The sequence below is a fragment of the uncultured Campylobacter sp. genome, from assembly GCF_937973075.1.
GTDB lineage: Bacteria > Campylobacterota > Campylobacteria > Campylobacterales > Campylobacteraceae > Campylobacter_B.
The window spans coordinates 77,854-93,840 of the sequence record NZ_CALBWL010000065.1 but is presented as its reverse complement, the minus strand read 5'-3'; the positions used below and the strand labels follow the sequence as shown (position 1 = coordinate 93,840).

Genomic DNA, 15,987 nt, shown 5'->3' with positions numbered 1-15,987 from the left:
CTCTCGCCGCCGCAGAACTCACGCTAAGATAAATTTTAGATTAAATTTATAGAATTTCGGCTAAATTTTGGCGCAAAAGCTAAAATTTGAAATTATTTTTTATAATTAAGCAAGTTTTAATAAACGCGTGATTTCTACGTTAGCGAGGTTGATTAAAATTACGGTATCAAATCAATTCAAAGGAGAATAAGATGAAGCGAACTCTTTCTTCATTTGCACTGGCTGCGGCGCTTTTAGGCGGTCTAAGCACGGCTGCGCTGGCTATCGGCGGACCTAGCGGCGCGCACATAGACTACGCCGTCCCGGGCAAGATCGGCGAAGTAGTCGTTAATCCATACGACATTGCGCCTCTAACGGCGGTCATCAAAAACGGCGGCTACACGCTAGCAAACGCGAAAGTCACCATCGTGCCGAAGCCGGACGGCCAGACGATCAGCTATAAGGTCGCCGATAAGCACCTTCGCACGCACGGCGGAATCCCCGTTTTCGGGCTCTATCCCGACTATCAAAACACCGTCGAGGTCGAGTACGATAAAATTTACAAGGGCCAAACCGAGCACGTAAAAGAAACCTATAAAATTTACGCTCCTGCTATTTATCTAGAAAGCTCGGGTATGCCGTCTCAAAAGGGCGCGCTGTTTGATAAAATCGAGGTCGTAAAGGCTCCGAGCGCGAAATTCGCTAACCGCCTCTACTACGTAAATAACTTCGTAAATAAAACCGGCAAGGGCACCAAAGTCGTGTGGAACAACCCCGCAGGCGGCGCGATCGAGTGGAACTACAGCCCAAACAACTTCGTGTTAGACACCAAGGGCGAAGTGCGCTGGTATCTGGAGCCGAGTAAAATTTACGACCTCAAGCAGCCTTTTAGCGCGGGCGTTATGATGGGCTTTAAGCAAAACGACGACGGCGCGATGACATGGGGTTACGGGCAGCGATACGCAAAATACGACATAATGGGACGCGAAATTTTTAACCGCGAGCTACCTGCGGGATACAACGACTTCTCGCACTCTATGGACGTTGCGCAAAACGGGCATTATTTCCTCCGCGCGGCAAACGCCAACTATAAGCGCGCCGACGGCAAAAACGTCCGCACCGTGCGCGACGTCATCGTCGAGGTCGATAGAGACGGCAACGTCGTAGATGATTTTAGGCTGTATGAAATTTTAGATCCGTACCGCGACATCGTGCTAAAAACGCTCGATCAGGGTGCGGTGTGCCTAAATATCGACGCTAGCAAGGCGGGCCACACCGCGAGCACGGACGAGTTAGCCGCGATGGATACGAACGAAAAATGGGGCGACATCGTGGGCTCGGGCCCTGGACGCAACTGGGCGCACGTAAATAGCGTGGATTATGATCCAAGCGACGATAGCATCATCATCTCCAGCCGCCACCAAGACGCCGTCATTAAGATCGGTCGCGACAAAAAAGTCAAGTGGATAATGGGCGCGCACAAAGGCTGGAAAGATCAGTTTAAGGACTACTTGCTCCAGCCGGTAGATAAAGACGGCAAAAAGATCGTCTGCGAGGACGAGTACTCAAAATGCCCGGGATATGAGAGTGAGAAGGGCGGATTTGACTGGCAGTGGACGCAGCATACGGCATTTCGCATCGATAGCAAGTCCAAAAAGGGCGTAGTGTATCTCACCGTCTTTGACAACGGCGACACGCGCGGCATGGAGCAGCCTGCGATGGCGGGTATGAAATACTCCCGCGCGGTCGTCTATAAAATCGACGAAAAAGCTAAAACCGTCGAGCAAGTCTGGGAGTACGGCAAACAGCGCGGCAGCGAGTGGTATAGCTCGGTTACTTCGCTAGCGCAGTATCAAGACGACCTTGATAGCGTGATGGTTTACTCGGCGGTCGCGGGCATGCAGTTTGACATCGCCAAGGGTCGCCCGGTCGGCGTGCCTAGCCCTCACATCGACGAGTTTGAATGGGGCGCAAAAGAGCCGTCAATCGAAATCAAAATGACTAACGCGATGGGCTATCAGGCGTTTCCGTTTAGCCTAGAAAAGGCGTTTGAGAAGTAAAATTTTAAAATTTAGCGGCCGTATTTCGAACGCGGCCGCTTTTGTTTTAGATTATGGTTAAATTCTACACATTTACTCGATAGAATTTCATTCGAATTTGCTAAATTTTATCCCTCGGTACGGCAAAATTTAGCCGAAAACATAGCTCTTTATTCTAGATAAAATTTAATCATCGGATTTGCGATTTCGCGTTCCGCTTTTGTTATAATTTCGCTCTGCTAAAAATTAATAAGCATTATTTCGGTATAGACGAGCTAGCGCACGGTTTGGATGAAATTTGCATGCCGCTTGGGGCAGGGGACGACGGATATGAGGTTAATGCGCCCAAAGGATATCCATGCGGCAAGGCGGCGCAGCAAAGGAGAAATAGTGGAAAAATCCAGAAAAAAGGAACTCAAAAAGCTCACGGCGCAGCGGCAGCGAGATGTGTTTGAAAAGAGCCTGCCGATGAGTAGGGCGGAGTTTGAGGGGCTATTTGAGTTCTTAGACGAGGGCTTGGCGCATCGCGACTGCGACGGCACGCATAGGCTCACGCTGGAGTTTTTGCGAGCCCGCCGCGCATCGAATGAAGCGGCGGTTTTGGACTTTTGCGAGCAAAACGGCGGGTATTGTGATTGCGAAGTTCTAAGCAACGTGCAAGATTGCTTCGAATTGTAAGGTGCTATGTGCAGAAAGACAATGGCTTTGCCCCTGCATCGCATTTCGTAAATTTTTATCTGCGCGGCATTTAAATTTAGCCCAAAATCTCCCCGACGAAAAACAGCGCCGACATCGCAAACGTGCAGAGCGCGACGACCTTTAGCTGTCCGTCGAAATCGCGACACTCCCGCACCCGCGAAACGAAAAATAGGTGCCGAATAAGCGGCGCAAAGCTTACCACGTAGAGTAGTTTTACGCCCGGCTCACCGCGTAAAAGCGAGTAGCAAAGCATCAGACCCGCTCCGCCCGCGATTAGCGCGTAGTGGTAGCGCTTAGCCGCGCGCAGTCCGATACGAACGGGGATCGTGCGCTTGCCTTTGAGCGCGTCGTTTTGGATGTCGCGCATATTGTTTAGATTTAGCACGGCGGTGCTTAGCATACCGCACGCGCATGCAGGTAGCAGCAGTGCCGTATCAAGCGATCGCGCGTATAAAAAGTACGAGCCCAACACGCTCAAAAGGCCAAAAAACAAAAACACGAAAACATCGCCAAGCCCCAGGTATCCGTATGCGCCGGTTCCCACGGTGTATCGGATCGCGGCATATATCGACGCGCCGCCCAGCGCTAAAAATAGAAGCACGAGATAAAACCGCTCGCCAAACGCCAAAACGCTTAGCGCGAGGCTAGAAAGCGCGGAAAGCAGCGCCGTAGCGACGATGACGCATTTCATCTCGGCTGCGCTCATCTGTCCCGTTTGGATCGCGCGACGCGGCCCTAATCTGCCATCGTCGTCGGTGCCTTTTACCGCGTCGCCGTAGTCGTTGGCGTAGTCGCTTAGCACCTGAAACAGTAGCGTCGTAAGTAGCGCCAGCGCGAAAATGTCCGCTCTAAATACGCCTGCGCCGTATGCCGCGCCGCTGCCTAACAACACGCCCGAGACGCTAAGGGGTAGCGATCTGAGGCGAGCGGATGCGTAAAGAGCTTTTGTGGTTATCATTTTTTGCCTTTTTAAATTTATACGCCGAATTTACGGCAAACCCAGCTTAAAATTTAGCGGAAAAACGCCAAAAATATTATAAATTTAGACTATTCGTAGAGTAAATTTTATTTAAATTCGCCTTTTTAATATAAATAGCGGTAAAATAGAGCCAAAAATTTTAGGAATTGTGATGAAAAAAGTTCTTACCGTTCAAGATATATCCTGCGTAGGCAAGGTTTCGCTGACCGTTGCATTGCCGATACTTAGCGCGATGGGGATGAGCACGAGCGTGATCCCTACGGCGGTTTTATCGATGCATACGGGCTTTTCGGGCTACACCTTTTGCGATTTAAGCTCGCAGATACGCGCGATTATGGCGCACTGGAAAGATCGCGGAGTAGTGTTTGACGGCATCTACACGGGCTTTTTGGGCTCGGCGGCGCAGATCGAGATTATGGGTGAGCTATTTGCGAGCTTCGGCGGCGCAGGCAAAACCATTTTGGTCGATCCGTGTATGGGCGATAACGGCGTGTTTTATCCGGGCTTTAACGAGGATTTTGCCCGCATGATGGCGCTTCTGTGCGCCCAGGCCGACGTCATCACGCCTAATATCACCGAGGCCTGCGCGATCACCGGGGTGCCGTACCGAGAGGACGCAGATAGGGATTTTATCATGGATCTGCTTGCGCGCCTTAGAGAGCTGGGCGCTAGACAGGTTATTTTAAAGGGCATCGGCTACATTGCCGATCAGTGCGGGGTTTTCAGCTACGATGCACGCACAGGCAGGACGAATGAGTATTTTCACGAGCTGCTGCCGGTCAAATTTAACGGCACCGGCGATATTTTCGCGGCCGTAGCCTTCGGCGCGATAATGCGCGGCAAGTCGCTGGAAACGGCGGTTCGAGTCGCTGCGGACTTCGTCGTCAGCACGATCAAAGAGACGATGAGCGACGAGGAGCGCAAGGACTACGAAGGGGTCGATTTCGAAGCGATAATTCCCGAGCTGGTGAGGAAAATCTAAGTTCTAGACGGATTTGGAACTCGCCGCGCGGACAGAGGATTTGTGGGAGAGCTTTAAAATTTTACCGCAAAAGGAAATTTCTAAATTTTATCTGCGGCGTGAAATTTTAAAATTTCAAAATTTATGTGTCGTGAGGCATGGAATTTTATAGGCGATGTGGAATTTTAGAATTCATGCATTGCACGGCTTATAATTTTATCTCCTGTATAGAATTTTAAAATTTGCACCGACGTACAGATGCGAAATTTATCACTAGCGCGGAATTTTAAACACAAGGCTACAGCGAATTTATCTGCTTAAGAGCTTGAGCTGCATTTTGAAATTTTGCACAAAATCTGCTTAAAATTTTATTCCCACAAGCCGTGCGCCATGCACTTATAAAATAATCTCAAAATTTATGAGTAAAATTTAGATTAAAATCCATATTTAAATCCAGATTAAAAATCCTGTGAAAATACTATATTTATTTAAAATTTTAACGGCACTAAATTTCAATATCTGATAGCGAAAAACGAGATGATACGGAAAATTTTATGAGATACCAAGCATCAAGACGGCTACACTATAGCGGTTACTATAAGCGGCAGCGATACGGATAAGATAAATACTTACACAGAAAAAGAGGGATTGTAATAGCAAAGACGATTGGAATTTGAATGTGTAAAAAAAGCACTTAATTAAATTTTTCTAAGCATTTGGCGAGATTATATTAAAACAAGAAGGAATGTATACTCGTGAAATTTAAATATGAGCGTCGGGCGCAAAATAGCCGCGGAGTGGATCGGCTAGCTCCGCTAAAAGCGCTATATAAAGGGTAAATTAAAACGGAGCTTTGCCGAATTAAATTTACCCGATTTGCCTCTCTATGAAATTTATTCGCCCAGGAAGTATTTCAGATCCGCCTGCGCGTCGCCGCTGATTAGGCGAAGACCGAAATTTTGCACCAAAAAGCCCAAAATTTCGTCGTTGAAAAACTCAGGCACCGTAGGGCCCACGTTGATATTCTTAACGCCAAGACTAAACAGCGCAAGCAGGATGATGACCGCCTTTTGCTCCATCCACATCAGCACGATCGAGACCGGCAGGTCGTTTACCGCAATGCCCGTAGCCTCGCTGAGCGCCAAGGCGATCTTGACCGCGCCGTTGCTGTCGTTGCACTGACCTAGATCGATATAGCGCGGAAGCTCGGTGCCGGGCACGTTTCCGAAATCCACGTCGTTGAAGCGGAATTTACCGCAGCTGGAGGTCAAAACCACGCAGTCTTTTGGTAGGCTGAGCGCTAGCTCGCGGTAATACTCGCGTCCTTTGCCCGGCGCGTCGCAGCCCGCGATGACGAAAAAGCGGCGGATTTTGCCAGATTTGATCGCGTCTAAAATTTGCGGCGCGAGGCTCAAAATCGTCTTGTAGTGTCCGCCCGTCACCAAGCTCTCGTCGCTGTCCATACTCACGTCGCCGCACGCAAGCGCGCACTCGATGAGCGGCGTAAAATCGTCGTTTTGGATATGTTTGACGCCGTCCGTGCCCGCGATAGAGTAGCCAAACAGCCTGTCTGCGTAGCTACAGGATGAGCGAAGCGGCACGATACAGTTGGTGGTCATCAAAATCGCGCCTTTAAATTCGTTGAAAAGCTTGGTCTGATCGAACCACGCCTTGCCGACGTTGCCCTTTAGGTGCGGATACTTGCGAAGCTGCGGATAGCCGTGCGCGGGAAGCATCTCGGAGTGAGTGTAGATATTGATGCCCTTGCCCTCGGTCGCTTTTAGTAGCGCCTCAAGAGCGTGCAGGTTGTGACCGCTAACCAAAATCGCTTTACCCTCGACCTTGTTTTGGCTAACTTTAACCGGGGTCGGTACGCCGAATTTTGCGGTATGCGCCTCGCTTAAAATATCCATCATCTGCACGCCCGCGCTTCCGACGGCCATCAGCTGCGCGATATGCTCGTCAAAGTTAAAATTTGAGTTCGTCAGCGTGAAATACAGCGTGTCGGCCATAACGGTATCGACCGCGCTAGTATCGGCGCCGAGCTCGTGCGCGTGGTGGCGGTAGGCGCTAAGGCCTTTAAGTCCGAAAACCATAGTGTCTTGAAGCAGGCTTAATGTGGAATTTTTGCCACAGGTACCGCGGTCCTGGCCCTTAGCGCCGCAGCCCTCGGGCGCGCTCATTTGGCACTGATGACAGAACATCTCTAGATTGTCGCTCATAGAAATCCTTTATAAAAAATTTAGTTGGTAATTTTAAGATTTTATTTAGGCAAAAAAATTGATTATAATCAATAAATGGCTAAATTTTATCAAATTTATTTACAAAATGAGAATTTTAAATTTTATAAATTGCTTCAATTTCACTTATAACGGGAATATGGCTACTTAAATTCAGATATAATGCGCGGAATTACAAAAAACGGATAAGTAATGAAAGAGAAGTTAAAATCGTTAGCGAGCAAGGTTTCTAAATTATATAAAAGCGGTAGTCCAAAAACGTTATGAAAATTCTACATACGAGTGATCTGCATTTCGATAAAGCTAAATTTGATCGAATTTTAAGCTTAGAATTTGACATTTGTTGCATAAGCGGCGATCTGATAGACACAAACCAAAAAGATATCATAGGACAAAAAGCGTGGGTGAAGCGGTGGTTAGAAAATTTTAAAAAGCCTATCTTTGTATGTAGCGGAAATCATGACGTGAGTGAGTCTGGCGACGTTTCTTGGATACGAGCGTCTAATATTTATGCGGATGGCGATATTAAGACGCTTGAGGGTATTAAATTTGGCTGCGCCCCTTATCTCTGCGCGGATATTTTGGATTTTGCAGAGTGCGACGTGCTGCTTACGCATATTCCGCCCGCACATATGCAAACATCCATAGAGCGCGGCAGAGATTTTGGCGATAAAGAACTTTTTAGAGCGCTGAAGTACGGGCTTTTAAAAGCAAAAATAATCCTTTGCGGACACGTGCATAATCCGCTTTTAGATGTCGATAAAATCGGCGATTGCACGATTTATAATTCAAGTCTGAAGCTTAATATTTTAGAAATTTGAGTTAAATTTATAAAATTTTAGCAGCTGAATTCTATAAAATATAATTTAGCGCGATAAACTAATTGTATTTCGCGGCTCTACTCGCATATCGGTAGCACGCCTTATATCTGCAGCCAAGCAAGCAAATTTAGCTTTTTGTCATAATTTCTTTCAATAATCTAAAATCACTTTCACTAAATCCGTAAATTTCTACTTCGCATTCTTTTTCTGCGTCTAAATTTTGTTTGAAAAAGCGTTTATATTCGCTAACTACCTCGCGCTTATCTAGTCCACCCGCTCCGCATCCCATCAGAGGCAGAGCTATTTTTATATATTTGCTTTGATCTTGTAAGATTATTTCTTGCAAATTATTTAAAATTTGCGCGATAGTAGCTAAGCTCGGCTTTTTAGGCTTTGATCTATCGGTGTAATTCATAATGGCTGCATGTAATACGAATGGAAAGTTTGCGTGATTTGAGGCGGTTTTGACGACGTCACCTTGCCTTATCTCTCTTATTTTTAGTTGTTCTTGCATGTATTTTTCTAGCGCCTCACCGCAATGCCTCTTAAAAGCCATAGACACACCGCTGCCAAGCAGCATCGCCGTATTTGAAGGATTTATCAGATAATCCGCTTGTGCGTCCAATAAATCGCCAAATTTTATCTTTATTTTATATGAAATTTTCATTTTATCTCTTCTAAATACTTTTCTATCTCATCTTTTATCGTATCGGCTAATTCCTTTGGTTCTAGCACTTTGATAAACGGAATGAAGTAGTAAATAAGCGGCTTTATCTCCATTAAATTAGTAAATTCTATATCGATTACGACCGAGCCATCGGCATCAAGTCCTGTTATGCTCTGCTTAGCGTAGGGTTTTCTCTCGAAATATTTCTTTATCTGCGGAGCTAAAAGTGCTCTGGCGGTATTTGGCTTATCTAGCGTTGCCCAGGCGGAGTTTATATTTTTAATCCTCTCCTCTATCGTGGCGTCTAATTTAAATTTTTCCTCAAGAATTCTAATATTTGCGATACTTTTTAAGTGGAATTTCTTAAAGGTATCGTTTTTATTCGTATCTAAAAATAGCAAATACCAAAATCCGTCAAACATCGCTAGTTTTAGTGGTTTTATCTTAAATTTAAAACCGGCGTATTCGCACTGCACCAAGCTTCTCTCTTTGATAGCGTTTTCAAGCAATTCGAAATTTATAAAGTCATCTTCACTTAATTTTTCGCTGCTTATATTTGTTAAAATCGGATGATTTAGCCGGTTTGTGATCTGTTCTAGCAAAACGTGGGCCTTTGAGTAGAAATTTGCGCCCATGGTTTTTGAGATGTTGTCGAGGATATTTATGACGGTGCGCTCTTCCTGATCTAAGCCATCTTTGATTTTAGTTTTATCTATGCTCCACATCCTGCCGTTTCTTACAGCTCCATTTTTCGCTAGCACCTCGTAAAGATCTCTTTGGATAGTTTTGGTGCAAACTCCGAATTTTTCCGCGAGCTCGGAGATGGAATGGGGTTTTCTGCTAATTAAGGCAGCTATTTCGTTTATGCGTTCGTATTTGTTGCTACCGGATTGCGGGATTATTTTTTGTGGTTTTTGCATCTAGGCTCCTTTTATATTATTTTATCTAAAAATAAAGGGATAATATCAGCCAAGGATTGCTATTAATCCTTCAAGCCCACCTGCCTTTATCGCCATACCTCTATATGCGCTTACGTGAGTATCTAGCGGATTTATGCGGATTAGATGGGCGCGCTTAAATCTTTTTGCCATCCTTTCTCCGTAAATCCTGATCGTAGGCACCGCAAGACCTGCTCCGATCTCGATTATGGCTATTTTGGAGTTCATATTATGGCTAAGCCACGCATCGTACTTTTTACGCTGCGCCCAAGCTCTTTTGTGATTAAATTCGTGATCGTAAAACATAAGGATATTTGGGCGGCTTACGCAGCCGCACTCTGGGCAAACGGGCATCTTCGTAGCGATTAAATCTATCCTCATCCACTTCGACATTATTTTCGTCCATATTCCATATATTTCCGTCATCGCTATGGATACACTGCGCGTGATGGATGGAGCCGTGGATCTCGTAAATTTTATCCTTGTCAAATCCCGCCTTTTCAAAATGCCCGTCGACGTTTGAAGTGTAGATAAAGTAGTTGCCGCATTTTGCTTCGCAAAGGTCTTTTAGTAGCGTAAAGCCCTCGTGAGGCCGGGTTACGTTATATAGCTTTAGCCTGTGTCCGTAAAACGCCCAGGCTAGCTCAGGGCTGCTAAAAAACCACTGCGGATTTGCCATTTCTGTAAAGCTTAAATTTTTATCTTTTAAAGGCGGATAGGCTTTCCAAAAGCCAAGATCGCCTCTAAAATCAGGCAATCCGCTATCTACGCCCATGCCTGCTCCTGCTGTGATGATGACGGCATCGGCGTTTGCAATGATCTCTTTTACGCGGGAGATCATATCTTGCATAACTTGCGCCTAAATTAGCTTTGCAATTTCATCGGCTAGCGGCTCTAGTTCATTTTTCATTTTTATTAGCTCATTGACTAGTTCCGTCTCACTATATTTATTCACGATTATTTCTCTTAAAAACTGATCCTTTTTAAGCCATTTCCACCTTGCAAATGTTGTGCCTATTTTCCACTCGGTAAGAGAAAATTTAGCTTGTATATCTTTTATACGCTCATTGTTGGTTCCATTCTTATTATCATATTTAAGCCCAATATATGGATTTAAAAAATTTCTACTATCAAATTCTAATCTAAGATTCATAACTTCTTTATCGCCCCAACTATACTTATAGAAAATTATGGGCGCAAAATACCTAATTGTATCAGCCGCTCTTATATCAACGTGCCATTCTTGCGATAATCTTTTTTCAAGTTCAGTCTTTACGTTTGACATAAATTCATTAAGTTTATTCGAACTGGCTATATCGAAATACTTATTTTTTATCTCCTCAACTATATCATAGTTTTCGAGTATTATCTTGCTAATCTCATTTGCATCCATCTGCACTCCTTTATATTTTCCGTAAATTTTTTCAATAACGTTTTTATATTGCGATATAACGATTGATAAATTCGTTAAATTCCGCGTTTCATCAAGGCATAGATCAAGCCACGCAGTTATCTCTTTGTCGTATGAAATCGCCTTAAATTTAGCAATTTCAACGCCCTTTTCGTTTGAAATTCTGCCGTCTTTGATTTTTAGTCCATCCAAGCTATAGTCGCTAGGTTTGCGCCCTTGCGGTGATAAAAACAGCACGTAAATTTCAGCTTCATTGCCGTTTTCTTGTTGGATAGTTTTTATATATCTTTTAATCTGAGCCTCTTGATCGCCGGCATAAATTTTATTTTCTAAAATAATATGCTTCGTGCCGTCGGTCATGTATATATCGATATTCTCATATTCTTTATAGACTTTTGCGATTTGCGAATTTAGCCCAAAATCCTCTAGCCCACATGCTTTTATAAAAAGCTCCAAAAATAACTCTTTTTGATAATGCGGCGAGTTCGGATCAAGCAGCGAGCAGATAAAGCGCGAGTGCAACCGCACTTCGTCGCTAGCATCAAAAAGCGCCAAAAATAGATTGTAGTCATTATTGCCGCGCAGCTTTTTCACTTCTAGCTTATCGCTTAAGACTTTGATTTGCTTTAGCATAGATTCAAATTTCTCTATATCCATATCTCCTCCTTTAAAATTTTAAAGCATTGTAGCAGACAAACTAGCATTTTTTGTCTTATCGCACAGCCCCATAAAGTTTTTCTAAAACCTTAACCATCGCTAGCGTATCGAGCTTACAGTATTCTAGCAGAGCTTGCTTATAGGCTTCGCGCTCTGTTTCTTTCATAAAAGTCATAGCGGCGTATGCTTGCATAGCTTCGCCTCCGTGATGGATTAAATTTAAATCCTTATACGCCAATTCTAATTCGGGTACGAGTGCTGGCAAGACGTATTTTATGGAGTAGCTACCTTTCATTTTCGGATGATAGTAGCTTTTGCTTGCAAAGGGTGCCATAAGGTCTTTTATATTGTCGTGGATAGCCATAAGCTCGTTTGAGATTTGCGGATAAGCTTCGGCCAGGCGTCTTATCACTCCTTTTTCAAAGCTCATGTTGTAGGCTAGCACGCAGGCGTCCTGCGGGATAAATTGATTAAATTCAGCGCTAGCTCGTATCTAGGATCGGCGCCAGCCTCGGCTAAAAACTCGAAATACTCTAAATTTCCCTTGCCGTCATCTTTGTGGATTGAAACCGAAAAGGTATCTGCTCGTAAGGCCTAAGCCCTACAAACTGCGGCACTGCCTGCTGAAAGGTCCCGAAGTCAAGGTGGTAGAGCGGATAGCGGAGCGTATCCAAAAACTCTTTTATTGCATCTTTGTCTATGATCTGTTCTTGCGAGATTTCTGATTTTATTTGGATTTGCTGAGAGGCGTTAAATTTACTTAGATCTTTTTATATTGTTAAATTTAATCACGCCACTTCCATAAAGCTCAAATTTCTTATCGCTTCTTAGGCGAGATATGTCAAAGATACTATACTCCGGGATAGCTCGCTGCTTATGCCAGCAGTACTCCCGAGCATCGCAGGGATAAGGGCTTGTGCAATGAGGACCGATATCAATGCTTGGCTCATTATTTTGGCTTAAAATCTCATCAAATTTATTTAAAATTTTAGGAATATCTCGCTGCTTTTGCTTCACTTGCTCGGTTATGTCCTGCACGCAAAATAGCTTTTCAAGCTCTAGCGTTTCGTCTCTTGTGTAGGTGCTATCGATGTGAATTATATTTACGCGGCTCACCTCGTAGCCAAGCGAGCTAAGCACGTAATACTGAATGGCCGCATCGTCGATATATACGTCCTTGAGCGCGGTCGAGCTCTTTACTTCGTTGATGATAATCCCATCCACGCCTATGCGAAGGATATCAACCATCACAAGGACGCCGTCAAAGCAAAAAGTGGCCTCGTAGATCACCCTTGTGCCGCGCTTGATAAGCTCTTTTATTTTTGCTATTTGTGCGTCAAAATCGCCGCTAAATTCTATCCTTTCTCCACTGCTAAATAGCTCACAGGCTAGCTCGCCTACTGATGTTCCGGTATCAAATACCGCCTGCGCATTCTCACCCGGGGCTTGCAAAACTTCAGGCTTTTTCTTTTTAAGCCACAAGCTCTTTTCACACTGAAGACCGCGGATATAGAGGGATTTGGAGAGGGGCATTTTCATATGCCCTGAAAAAGAATTTTCTTCATTTCATCGCCGAGTCTGCCGATCATATCCTTATCGTATCCCTTTTGCGATGCGTAAAATATTAGCATTTTTATACTCGAATTTGGGCTTTCCTTTATCATTTTTAACTTCTCACCAAAATCATAATCGCTTAAACTAGAATTAAAATCCTTTCTTATTAAGGCCAAATTCCCAAAATCATCTAGTGCTTTGTTATTTTCTTGCAAATTTGTTGCCCACATATGCTCTACCGTGTCTTGGGGTTTGATTAGGTATTCATCTCTATTAAATTTAGGAAATACCTTTTTTATATCATCTGAGCAAATATTACAAACGCTTAAATTATTAAAATCTCGCCAAAGTAGGTATTCTAGCCTATAGAACCAATAGTGCGGTACTGCTGTTCCAGTATCTAAAAATTTAGAGTCGATTTTTTCAAGTACCGGCGTTTCCAGACTTTCGCCTTTATAAATTTTTCCTATAACGTCATTTATAGTTTCTACTATTTTACGAGATTCATTGTTTTTTAAAGCGCTCTTTGCTAGTTCATTATCCAATTGTTCGAGAAATTTAATAGCCTTTTGTGTATTTTTATCGTTACACGCATCTAGCGAGTTTTTGTCTAAGAAGGCCAAAAGTGCGGCGATAAATTCAGGCTTATCGTATTCGCTAGTATAGTAAAATAACCTTTGCAAATTTAGCAAAATTTTGTTTTTCATCTCGTCATCCCTATAGACGAATTCATCAAATTTTTTACGCATACTTTCCAAGAAAGCAATAAACTCATAGTGCAAATTTATCTTTTCCCTAAAAACTTTTTCAAATTCTCCCAAAAGTTTATCTTTGTCTATGATAATCTTATTATTAGGGTCCACCTTATTCTCAGAATCCACATTCAAGCCGTTTTTGGCAACAAACACCTTCAAAACTAGAAGTAAAAACACCGGGAATTTTACTAAGCTTTTTGTATCAGAATTTATTTCGGCTTGCTTTTCTTCTTTGCGATTGAAATCTGATTCCAAAAGTTCTCTTATTGTTTTAGGTTCGATGGGTAAATCTGCTTGATTGCTTTCTAAAATTTGGTCTTTATATTTTTCGTCCATATTTGAGATCATATCCCATTTTCTTGCTACGTCTGCATAGTTATCTTTAATATTACTTAAAAATCTAGCCTTTAAAACTTGATGATTTTCAAGCTGAATGCTTTTTGTGTTAACTAGTTCAAAATACTCAGTAGCTTTGACATTTTCTGGGATAATAGTCATCGTAAAAATAGCCGAATTTATATTCTTTTCGAAATTATCTTTGCACAAAATTTCATTGTTGCTAGCAAAAAGGATGGCATCTAAAATTTGTCTATTTACATATTTGCGTTCATTTACGTTAAAGTTTTTTAGTTTTTCGCCATCGCTACTATCTATTTCATAGCTTAGTTCAAACGGTTTTTCTTTTACTCCTAAAGCCATAAAAATAATATAAATAGTAGTAAGTCTTTGCTGTCCATCTATGACGATAAATTTATCATCATTCTTCTTAACTACGATATTGCCGAGATAGTGCCCTTCTTTGCCGTTTATATCGCTTATTAGTTTTTCAATATCCTGCTTTCTCCAAGAATACGCCCTTTGGTAAAAAGGTATTTCAAATTTATAACTCTTTATGCTGTGTATAGTACGATTATTTGCTTTTGCTTCTTCCATCTTCTTCTCCTTCAAAATTTATAATATTAAAAGAATTATCGGCCATGTAGTCCCTGGTGTACTTTGTCTTGTCCTTTATCCTATTATAATGCTTTTCTCGATTTTTGGGCAAAATCTTCGATATTTCTGCATTAGTTTTTAGCTCTTTTTCTATTTTTACTTTCAGCGTTTCCAATGTGCTTGAGGTATCAGTAAGCTGCAAAAGCCGTTGAACTATTATCCGCGGACTATCACCAGAAATTCTATCATATCCGCAGGCGACGCCAAATATATTTAAAAACACTAAATTCGCAACCTCGTCTAATGCCTCGATACTAAACTTGTCGGCAATAAATAGCAAAACTACGTGGCAAGCATGATTTAGATAACTACATCCCGTAAAATATTCATTAAAATATATGAAATTACTTTCAATGTATTTTAAAATATCGCAATACCGAAAAACATATTCAAAAAAGCTCGCCCCTCCAAGAATATCATCCGTGAGCGATATATTGCTTTTGTAAATTTTGATTTTCTCATCAAAGTGGTTTTTAAATTCCTCAAAAATAGAATAATTAAACTTATACCACTCTTCATCTGCACCATAATAACCAAAAGTTCTATATGGATTAAAAGCGTCAGTTTTAGTTCGTCTTATATATAGTGCGCTTCTTAATGTGCGGAATATCAAATTTTCTCTCAAAAACCAAGATGTATTAATGTCGTATAAAGAATACTCATTCCATTTTTTAGCGTAGTGAAGCATTAGTTGCTTTGATTTTGTCTCGTCCATAAACATTAGGTGGTGGTTTTTGAGTAAGTCCGTTTCGCTAAGAGCTCTACCACTGGTATTGTGCGTATCAAAGTATAAAAATGCTTCGTCTAAATTTCCTATCTTTATATATGTAAATTCGACTCTATTCTTTATGTAACTTATAAATTTTTCTTTGTCTTTTATATTGTCGCACTCCGCTTTCAAGAGATCGAAATTTCTTTTCAAAGCCTTATGCGATAAGATATTTAACTTATTATCTAAAAAAGGCACATCATTATCACCCAGGGCTTTTAGAATAATGGCTAGTGTAGTTATACGTTGCTGCCCATCGACTATATTGTTAATTAATTCTTTGTTTTCATGTGCTTCCTTATGCAAAATTATGTGCCCTAGTAAAATTTCATTAGAGCCTCCATTTTTAAACGATCTTTTAATGCTTGAAAGTAGTCCTAAGGCCAAATCCTCACTCCATACATATGGGCGTTGGTAGTATGGGATTTGATAATTTGCGCTACTTAGTATGTCATCTGCACTTAAAATGTAATTATTCTGCTCATTGTCGTCATTTGTCATAGTATTTCTCCTTAAATCTTTTAA

Annotated in this window: 17 protein-coding genes; 5 read left to right on the top strand and 12 right to left on the bottom strand. The window is 42.4% G+C overall.

What is annotated here, in order from left to right; translation table 11 throughout:
• The first annotated feature begins 191 nt into the window (after positions 1-191).
• Together Q0274_RS08970 and Q0274_RS08965 are read left to right on the top strand one after the other, a co-directional pair.
• Positions 192-2,039, top strand: a complete 1,848-nt coding sequence (locus Q0274_RS08970) for an aryl-sulfate sulfotransferase (protein WP_298029056.1) — start codon at positions 192-194, stop codon at positions 2,037-2,039.
• A 369-nt stretch (positions 2,040-2,408) separates the two neighbouring features.
• On the top strand, positions 2,409-2,696 hold the full coding sequence (locus Q0274_RS08965; RefSeq protein WP_298029054.1) for a DUF2695 domain-containing protein: 288 nt from the start codon (positions 2,409-2,411) through the stop codon (positions 2,694-2,696).
• 76 nt (positions 2,697-2,772) lie between these two features.
• Here the strand turns inward: Q0274_RS08965 and menA are convergent, their stop codons facing one another.
• Positions 2,773-3,675, bottom strand: coding sequence for a 1,4-dihydroxy-2-naphthoate octaprenyltransferase (gene menA / locus Q0274_RS08960; protein ID WP_298029052.1), 903 nt, complete (start codon positions 3,673-3,675; stop codon positions 2,773-2,775).
• 172 nt (positions 3,676-3,847) lie between these two features.
• Between menA and Q0274_RS08955 the strand changes: the two genes are divergently transcribed.
• Together Q0274_RS08955 and Q0274_RS08950 are read left to right on the top strand one after the other, a co-directional pair.
• A complete protein-coding gene (locus tag Q0274_RS08955; RefSeq protein ID WP_298029051.1) occupies positions 3,848-4,678 on the top strand; it encodes a pyridoxamine kinase in 831 nt (276 codons plus the stop codon).
• 13 nt (positions 4,679-4,691) lie between these two features.
• Positions 4,692-4,829 carry a hypothetical protein gene (locus Q0274_RS08950; RefSeq protein ID WP_298029050.1) on the top strand — a complete coding sequence of 46 codons (138 nt, stop codon included), beginning with the start codon at positions 4,692-4,694 and terminating at the stop codon, positions 4,827-4,829.
• 721 nt (positions 4,830-5,550) lie between these two features.
• On the opposite strand, the gene hcp is transcribed toward Q0274_RS08950, so the two are convergent.
• On the bottom strand, positions 5,551-6,879 hold the full coding sequence (hcp, locus tag Q0274_RS08945) for a hydroxylamine reductase (protein ID WP_298029048.1): 1,329 nt from the start codon (positions 6,877-6,879) through the stop codon (positions 5,551-5,553).
• A gap of 281 nt (positions 6,880-7,160) precedes the next feature.
• Between hcp and Q0274_RS08940 the strand changes: the two genes are divergently transcribed.
• Positions 7,161-7,718: a metallophosphoesterase gene (locus tag Q0274_RS08940; RefSeq protein WP_298029047.1), complete on the top strand. Its 558-nt coding sequence runs from the start codon at positions 7,161-7,163 to the stop codon at positions 7,716-7,718.
• 127 nt (positions 7,719-7,845) lie between these two features.
• Here the strand turns inward: Q0274_RS08940 and Q0274_RS08935 are convergent, their stop codons facing one another.
• The 10 genes from Q0274_RS08935 to Q0274_RS08900 all read right to left on the bottom strand — a co-directional run bounded on the left by Q0274_RS08935 (position 7,846) and on the right by Q0274_RS08900 (position 15,963).
• Positions 7,846-8,385: a macro domain-containing protein gene (locus tag Q0274_RS08935; RefSeq protein ID WP_298029046.1), complete on the bottom strand. Its 540-nt coding sequence runs from the start codon at positions 8,383-8,385 to the stop codon at positions 7,846-7,848.
• Positions 8,382-9,305 carry a WYL domain-containing protein gene (locus Q0274_RS08930; RefSeq protein ID WP_298029044.1) on the bottom strand — a complete coding sequence of 308 codons (924 nt, stop codon included), beginning with the start codon at positions 9,303-9,305 and terminating at the stop codon, positions 8,382-8,384. Before Q0274_RS08930 ends, Q0274_RS08935 begins: the two co-directional genes overlap by 4 nt.
• 45 nt (positions 9,306-9,350) lie before the next feature.
• Complete coding sequence (locus Q0274_RS08925; RefSeq protein WP_298029042.1) at positions 9,351-9,629, bottom strand: hypothetical protein; 279 nt, start codon at positions 9,627-9,629, stop codon at positions 9,351-9,353.
• The gene (locus tag Q0274_RS08920) at positions 9,607-10,173 is read right to left on the bottom strand and encodes a Sir2 family NAD-dependent protein deacetylase (protein WP_298029040.1); all 567 of its coding nucleotides are present in this window, start codon (positions 10,171-10,173) and stop codon (positions 9,607-9,609) included. Before Q0274_RS08920 ends, Q0274_RS08925 begins: the two co-directional genes overlap by 23 nt.
• A gap of 9 nt (positions 10,174-10,182) precedes the next feature.
• Positions 10,183-11,391 (bottom strand): PD-(D/E)XK nuclease family protein, encoded by a 1,209-nt coding sequence (locus Q0274_RS08915; RefSeq protein ID WP_298029038.1) that lies wholly within the window; start codon positions 11,389-11,391, stop codon positions 10,183-10,185.
• A 55-nt stretch (positions 11,392-11,446) separates the two neighbouring features.
• Positions 11,447-11,836 carry a DUF2779 domain-containing protein gene (locus Q0274_RS11140; protein WP_367271923.1) on the bottom strand — a complete coding sequence of 130 codons (390 nt, stop codon included), beginning with the start codon at positions 11,834-11,836 and terminating at the stop codon, positions 11,447-11,449.
• An 88-nt stretch (positions 11,837-11,924) separates the two neighbouring features.
• On the bottom strand, positions 11,925-12,008 hold the full coding sequence (locus tag Q0274_RS11135) for a hypothetical protein (protein WP_367271924.1): 84 nt from the start codon (positions 12,006-12,008) through the stop codon (positions 11,925-11,927).
• A 139-nt stretch (positions 12,009-12,147) separates the two neighbouring features.
• Positions 12,148-12,924, bottom strand: coding sequence for a hypothetical protein (locus Q0274_RS11130; protein WP_367271922.1), 777 nt, complete (start codon positions 12,922-12,924; stop codon positions 12,148-12,150).
• Positions 12,925-12,926: 2 nt separating this feature from the next.
• Entirely contained in the window at positions 12,927-14,633 is a 1,707-nt protein-coding gene (locus Q0274_RS08905; RefSeq protein WP_298029036.1) for a DUF262 domain-containing protein, read from the bottom strand.
• Positions 14,611-15,963, bottom strand: coding sequence for a DUF262 domain-containing protein (locus Q0274_RS08900; RefSeq protein WP_298029035.1), 1,353 nt, complete (start codon positions 15,961-15,963; stop codon positions 14,611-14,613). The genes Q0274_RS08905 and Q0274_RS08900 overlap by 23 nt, the downstream gene beginning before the upstream one ends.
• Between the last annotated feature and the right edge of the window lie 24 nt (positions 15,964-15,987).

Bases quoted from the DNA above. Each gene is read 5' to 3' on its own strand.
- Q0274_RS08970 (WP_298029056.1), top strand. From the start codon at position 192: ATGAAGCGAACTCTTTCTTCATTTGCACTGGCTGCGGCGCTTTTAGGC.
- menA (WP_298029052.1), bottom strand. From the start codon at position 3,675: ATGATAACCACAAAAGCTCTTTACGCATCCGCTCGCCTCAGATCGCTA.
- Q0274_RS08955 (WP_298029051.1), top strand. From the start codon at position 3,848: ATGAAAAAAGTTCTTACCGTTCAAGATATATCCTGCGTAGGCAAGGTT.
- hcp (WP_298029048.1), bottom strand. From the start codon at position 6,879: ATGAGCGACAATCTAGAGATGTTCTGTCATCAGTGCCAAATGAGCGCG.
- Q0274_RS08940 (WP_298029047.1), top strand. From the start codon at position 7,161: ATGAAAATTCTACATACGAGTGATCTGCATTTCGATAAAGCTAAATTT.
- Q0274_RS08935 (WP_298029046.1), bottom strand. From the start codon at position 8,385: ATGAAAATTTCATATAAAATAAAGATAAAATTTGGCGATTTATTGGAC.
- Q0274_RS08930 (WP_298029044.1), bottom strand. From the start codon at position 9,305: ATGCAAAAACCACAAAAAATAATCCCGCAATCCGGTAGCAACAAATAC.
- Q0274_RS08925 (WP_298029042.1), bottom strand. From the start codon at position 9,629: ATGTTTTACGATCACGAATTTAATCACAAAAGAGCTTGGGCGCAGCGT.
- Q0274_RS08920 (WP_298029040.1), bottom strand. From the start codon at position 10,173: ATGCAAGATATGATCTCCCGCGTAAAAGAGATCATTGCAAACGCCGAT.
- Q0274_RS08915 (WP_298029038.1), bottom strand. From the start codon at position 11,391: ATGGATATAGAGAAATTTGAATCTATGCTAAAGCAAATCAAAGTCTTA.
- Q0274_RS11130 (WP_367271922.1), bottom strand. From the start codon at position 12,924: ATGCCCCTCTCCAAATCCCTCTATATCCGCGGTCTTCAGTGTGAAAAG.
- Q0274_RS08905 (WP_298029036.1), bottom strand. From the start codon at position 14,633: ATGGAAGAAGCAAAAGCAAATAATCGTACTATACACAGCATAAAGAGT.
- Q0274_RS08900 (WP_298029035.1), bottom strand. From the start codon at position 15,963: ATGACAAATGACGACAATGAGCAGAATAATTACATTTTAAGTGCAGAT.